Source organism: Stenotrophomonas sp. 3diitr2024 (assembly GCF_042136455.1).
Taxonomy (GTDB): Bacteria; Pseudomonadota; Gammaproteobacteria; order Xanthomonadales; family Xanthomonadaceae; genus Stenotrophomonas; species Stenotrophomonas sepilia.
This window is the reverse complement of record NZ_JBHHMJ010000312.1, coordinates 1-5,637: the sequence shown is the minus strand read 5'-3', so window position 1 is coordinate 5,637 and position 5,637 is coordinate 1. Positions and strand designations below refer to the sequence as shown.

Sequence of the window (5,637 nt, the reverse complement as noted above, 5' to 3'; positions counted from 1 at the left end):
GCGCGTCCGAGCAGGAGCTGCGCCAGGCGCAGGTGCAGGAGCGCGAGGAAAACACCGCACCGGCGAAATGATCGAAAAAGGGGACGGAGGGGATTAAGTCGTTTGTGCCACAAACGACTTAATCCCCTCCGTCCCCTTTTGGGTTGTCAGGTTTCCGGGGTGAAGCCGGCCGGCTTTTCCGCGTCCTTCTCGAACAGGAACTTGACCAGTTCGCCTTCAAGGAACGCACGATGTTCCGGCGTGCGCGGCGACAGCCGGTTCTCGTTGATCAGCATGGTCTGGTGGGCCAGCCACGCGGCCCAGGCCTGCTTGCCGATGTTGTTGAAGATGCGCTGGCCCAGCTCGCCGGGGTAGGGCACGAAGTCCAGGCCCTCGGCATCGCGTTGTTCGTACTGGCAGAAGACGGTTCGGGGCATGGCATTCACTCGTGGTTACGGGGTTTGCTGGAATTTCGTTTCGGCGTCTTGATCGTGGCGCCGTCGAGCAATTTGCGGATCGGTGCCGGCAGGCCCAATGCGGGTAGCTCGTCGTTGGCGACCCAGCGCAGCGTGGGTTCTTCCACACGCAGGCCGCGCACCTTCCGTGACAATACCTGCAGGTGCAGCCTGTAGTGGCTGAAGGTGTGCTGCAGCACCGGCAGTTCCTCTGCATCTTCCAGCGAGCCGTCGACATGTGCGTCGAACCAGTCCTGCAGGTCGCTGCCGGCCTCGGCCTGCGGCAGCGTCCACAGCTGCGCCCAGATGCCGGTGTCCGGCCGCTTCTGCAGCAGCACGCGTTGCTGGGCGTCGCGCAGCAGCAGGGCGACCGCTTCGCGTTCGGGCAGGGTCTTGCTGGGCTTGGGCGTGGGCAGTTCAGCGGTGCGGCCTTCGCGCCGCGCCACGCACGCGTCCTGCAGCGGGCAGATCACGCAGGCCGGCTTGGCCCGGCTGCATACCGTCGCGCCCAGATCCATCTGCGCCTGGGTGTAATCGGCCATGCGCCCGGCCGGCACCTGCGCGACGTGCGCCTGGGCAATCGCCCACAGTTGTTTCTCGATGGCCGGCAGGCCGGGAAAGCCGTCGATGCCGTGGTAGCGGCTGAGCACGCGCTTGACGTTGCCGTCGAGAATCGCGAACCGATCGTTCCATGTCTGGCTGAGGATCGCACCGGCGGTGCTGCGGCCGATGCCGGGCAGGGCATGCAATGCATCGAAATCGCGCGGCAGGTCGCCGTCGTGCAGTTCCACGCAGCGCTTTGCGGCGGCATGCAGGTTGCGTGCGCGGGCGTAGTAGCCGAGCCCGGCCCACTGCGCCATCACCGCGTCATTGCTGGCGGCGGCGAGCTCGGGCAGGGTTGGGAAGTGCTGCAGGAACCGATGGAAGTACGGGATGACCGTGGCCACCTGGGTCTGCTGCAGCATGATCTCCGACAACCAGACCCGATAGGGGCTGCGCGGGTGCTGCCAGGGCAGGTCATGGCGACCGTGGTCGTCGAACCAGTGCAGCAGGCGGGCGACGAAGTCGTCTTCCTTGGCAGTGTCGGCGCTGGCGTGCGGCTGGCGGGGCATGAGTGTTCCGGAAGGAGGCAGCCACCCATGGGGTGGCTCTACCAGATCGCAGTAGAGCCACGCCATGCGTGGCTGCACGGTGTATCAGGCGCCCAATGCTTCGGGCAGCAGGGCGTCGACGAAGGCTTCCGGGTCGAATACACGCAGGTCTTCCGGGCGCTCGCCAATGCCGGCGAAGCGGATCGGAATGCCGAACTCGCGGGCCAGTGCGAACACCACGCCGCCCTTGGCGGTGCCGTCCAGCTTGGTCACCACCAGGCCGGTCACGTTCACTGCGGCATTGAACTGGCGCAGCTGCGACAGCGCGTTCTGGCCGGTGGTGCCGTCGATCACCATCAGCACCTCGTGCGGGGCGGTGGGGTCGATCTTGCCGAGCACGCGGCGGATCTTGCCCAGCTCGTTCATCAGCCCGGACTGGGTGTGCAGGCGGCCGGCGGTATCGGCGATCAGCACCGAGGTGCCGCGGGCCTTGCCGGCCTGCAGCGCGTCGAATGCCACCGAAGCAGCATCGGCGTTCTGCCCCTGCGCAACCACGGCCACGCCGTTGCGCTCGCCCCAGGCCTGCAGCTGGGCCACGGCGGCGGCGCGGAAGGTATCGCCGGCAGCCAGCATCAGGCTGTGGCCGTCATCCTTGAAGCGCTTGGCCAGCTTGCCGATGGTGGTGGTTTTGCCGACGCCGTTGACGCCGACGGTGAGCACTACGAAGGGCTTGGCATTGCGGTCGATCACCAGCGGCTTGGCCACCGGCTGCAGGATCGCGATCAGCTCGGCGCGCAGCGCGGCCAGCAGCGCATTGGCGTCGGCGAACTCGCGCGACTTCATGCGCTTGCGCAGGCCCTCGACCAGATCGGTGGTGGCGCCCACGCCGACGTCGGCGGTGATCAGGGCGGTTTCCAGCTCGTCCAGCAGATCGTCGTCGAGCTTGGGGTTGCGCGAGAACAGGCCGCCGAAGCTGCGCGCGATGACGCTGTTGCGCAGGCGCTCGCGCCAGCCGGGCTTGCCGGCGGGCGCCGGAGGGGCATCCACCAGCGCAGGCAGGTCGGTGGCCGGGGCGGTGGGTTCCTCGACCGGAATGACCGGAGCCAGAGGAGCCAGCACAGCGGCCGCAGCGAGCGCTTCAGCCTGGACGTCCTCGGGCGCGGTGGCCGGCTGCGCAGCTGGCACGGCAGGCACTTCGGCGACCGGGGCCGATTCCGGTGCAGGTGCGGGTGCATTGGCTTCGACCACCGCGGCGGTGGGTGCGTCTTCGGCCGGGGCGGCCGACGGGAACGCCGCCGCCAGCTCTTCAGCCGAGTAGTGCTGGGTCTTGGACGCCTCCGTGGTGGGGGCATCCTGGGGCTTCTTGCGGCGGAAAAAACTGAGCATTGGCAAAAGGCGCTGAAATCAGAGGGATATGCTACCACTCGGGCCTGTCGGGCCGATGTGGACTCAAGGTCGCGGCCGGCCGGCCGTTAACCGGTCCGGAGGGTTGCGCGGAGCGGCCTGGAGACCGCCATGAACAACGTGATGGGAATCGCCCTCGGCGGGATGCGTGCGGCCCAGCAGGGCGTGCAGGTGGCAGCGCACAACGTGGCCAATCTGGCCACCCCCGATGCGCAGCGCCTGCAGTTGCAGCGCGGTGCCACTGGACAGGGTGGGGTGCAGGCCTCGGTGACTGCCGCCGGCGCTGATGTCGGTGCACCGCTGGGAGATCTGCTGGCGGCGAAAGCCGAGGTGGTGGCCTTCGCCGCCAATGCCTCGGTGATCCGCCGCCAGGACCCGTTGCTGGGTTCGCTGCTGGATCGGGAAGCCTGAGCCCCCTCGGCAGGCCCGAACCGCCGCCCCTGGTGGGTGCCAACCCTGGTTGGCACGCAGACCCCGTTCTGGTAGGTGCCAACCTTGGTTGGCACGCTTTTGGGGCGTCAACCAAGGTTGGCCTCTACCAAGGCACCGCTGGGCCATGCCCGGCGACCACCGCCTCGATCAGGCCGACAGCTCCAGCAGCAGCCTGTTCAGGCGCGCCACATAGGCACCCGGATCCTTCAGGCTGTCACCGGCGGCCAGCGCGGCCTGGTCGAACAGCACCCGGCCGAGGTCGTCGAAGCGCGCGCCATCGGCTTCGGCGTCGAGCTTGGCGATCAGCGGATGGCCCGGGTTGATCTCCAGCACCGGCTTGCTGTCCGGCACCTTCTGCCCGCTGGCTTCCAGGATCTGGCGCATCTGCAGGCCCAGGTCCTGCTCGCCGATGGCCAGCACCGCCGGCGAATCGGTCAGGCGGTGCGACACGCGCACCTCGGCCACTTCGTCACCCAGGACCGTCTTGAGCCGCTCGACCAGGCCCTGCTTGTCCTTTGCTGCCGCTTCCTGTGCCTGCTTGTCCGCATCGGTTTCCAGTGCGCCCAGGTCGAGATCGCCACGGGCGATGTCGACGAAGCCCTTGCCGTCGAAATCGGTCAGGTAGCCCATCAGCCACTCGTCGATGCGGTCGGTCAGCAGCAGCACTTCCACGCCCTTCTTGCGGAACACTTCCAGGTGCGGACTGTTGCGCACCTGGCTGTAGCTCTCGCCGGTGAGGTAGTAGATCTTGTCCTGGCCTTCGGTCATGCGGCCGATGTAATCGGCCAGCGACACGCTCTGCGCATCGCCGTCGCCACGGGTGGAGGCGAAGCGCAGCAGGCCGGCCACCTTCTCGCGGTTGTTGTAGTCCTCGGCCGGGCCTTCCTTCAGCACCTGGCCGAACTCCTTCCAGAACGTGGCGTACTGCTCGGGCTTGTCGGTGGCCAGCTTCTCCAGCATGTCCAGCGAACGCTTGGTCAGCGCCGATTTCATCGAATCGATGACCGGGCCGGACTGCAGGATCTCGCGCGAGACGTTCAGCGACAGGTCGTTGGAATCGACCACGCCCTTGATGAAGCGCAGGTACAGCGGCAGGAACTGCTCAGCCTGGTCCATCACGAACACGCGCTGCACGTACAGTTTCAGGCCCTTGGGCGCATCGCGGTGGTACAGGTCGAACGGCGCGCGGCCGGGCACGTACAGCAGCGAGGTGTACTCCAGCTTGCCCTCGACCTTGTTGTGGCTCCACGCCAGCGGGTCGCTATGGTCGTGCGCTACGTGCTTGTAGAACTCGGTGTACTCGGCGTCGCTGATCTCGGTGCGCGGGCGGGTCCACAGCGCGCTGGCGCGGTTGACGGTCTCCCACTCGACGGTGGCGCCTTCTTCGCCACCTTCCTTCGGCATCTGGATCGGCAGACCGATGTGGTCCGAGTACTTCTTGAGGATGCTGCGCAGGCGCCAGCCATCGGCGAAGTCGTGCTCGCCGTCCTTCAGGTGCAGCACGATGCGGGTACCGCGCTCGGCCTTGTCGACGGTGGCCACTTCGAAATCGCCTTCGCCACGCGAGGTCCAGCGCACGCCTTCGGCCGCAGCCAGGCCGGCGCGGCGCGAGGTCACTTCCACTTCGTCGGCGACGATGAAAGCGCTGTAGAAGCCGACGCCGAACTGGCCGATCAGCTGCGAATCCTTCTTCTGGTCGCCGGACAGCTGCCGCAGGAAGTCGCCGGTGCCGGACTTGGCGATGGTGCCGAGGTGGGCGATGGCTTCGGCGCGGCTCATGCCAATGCCGTTGTCTTCGATGGTGATGGTGTGGGCGGCGGCGTCGAAGCTGACGCGCACGCGCAGCTCGCTGTCGCCTTCCAGCAGCGCCGGCTGGGTCAGGGCCTCGAAGCGTAGCTTGTCGGCGGCGTCGGCAGCGTTGGAGACCAGCTCGCGCAGGAAGATTTCCTTGTTGGAGTACAGCGAGTGGATCATCAGCTGCAGCAGTTGCTTGACTTCGGTCTGGAAGCCAAGGGTTTCGGTCTGGGTGGTCTCGGTCATCGATAGGGCTCCATGTGCAATGCCGCGCCAGCGCGTGCGGCCTCGCCAAGGGGTAGGGGTGATTGTCCCGAAATCAAGGGGTTGTTCGGCCGGGCTGCGCCCGGCACCCGCAGAGGCCAGAGCAACAGCCGAAGCAACAGCGGGCTATCCGTGGGATGGCGGGGCGGTGTGGGTTGGCAGGACACGCCGTAAACCCGTCCATGGGGGCTCGATGGCGCCATCCATGGCGCCAACGG

Annotated in this window: 5 protein-coding genes; 1 reads left to right on the top strand and 4 read right to left on the bottom strand. The window is 67.2% G+C overall.

Annotation, left to right across the window (positions count from 1 at the left end; all coding sequences use genetic code 11):
• Positions 1-146: 146 nt before the first annotated feature.
• The 3 genes from ABGA94_RS07230 to ftsY form a co-directional block, all read right to left on the bottom strand.
• Positions 147-416 carry an oxidative damage protection protein gene (locus tag ABGA94_RS07230; protein ID WP_005416139.1) on the bottom strand — a complete coding sequence of 90 codons (270 nt, stop codon included), beginning with the start codon at positions 414-416 and terminating at the stop codon, positions 147-149.
• Between the two features lie 5 nt (positions 417-421).
• Complete coding sequence (mutY, locus tag ABGA94_RS07225) at positions 422-1,546, bottom strand: A/G-specific adenine glycosylase (RefSeq protein WP_139726973.1); 1,125 nt, start codon at positions 1,544-1,546, stop codon at positions 422-424.
• An 84-nt stretch (positions 1,547-1,630) separates the two neighbouring features.
• Positions 1,631-2,911: a signal recognition particle-docking protein FtsY gene (gene ftsY, locus ABGA94_RS07220; protein WP_005416141.1), complete on the bottom strand. Its 1,281-nt coding sequence runs from the start codon at positions 2,909-2,911 to the stop codon at positions 1,631-1,633.
• A 129-nt stretch (positions 2,912-3,040) separates the two neighbouring features.
• Between ftsY and ABGA94_RS07215 the strand changes: the two genes are divergently transcribed.
• Positions 3,041-3,340 (top strand): hypothetical protein, encoded by a 300-nt coding sequence (locus tag ABGA94_RS07215; protein WP_065185205.1) that lies wholly within the window; start codon positions 3,041-3,043, stop codon positions 3,338-3,340.
• A gap of 168 nt (positions 3,341-3,508) precedes the next feature.
• Here the strand turns inward: ABGA94_RS07215 and htpG are convergent, their stop codons facing one another.
• On the bottom strand, positions 3,509-5,401 hold the full coding sequence (htpG, locus tag ABGA94_RS07210) for a molecular chaperone HtpG (RefSeq protein ID WP_375366847.1): 1,893 nt from the start codon (positions 5,399-5,401) through the stop codon (positions 3,509-3,511).
• Between the last annotated feature and the right edge of the window lie 236 nt (positions 5,402-5,637).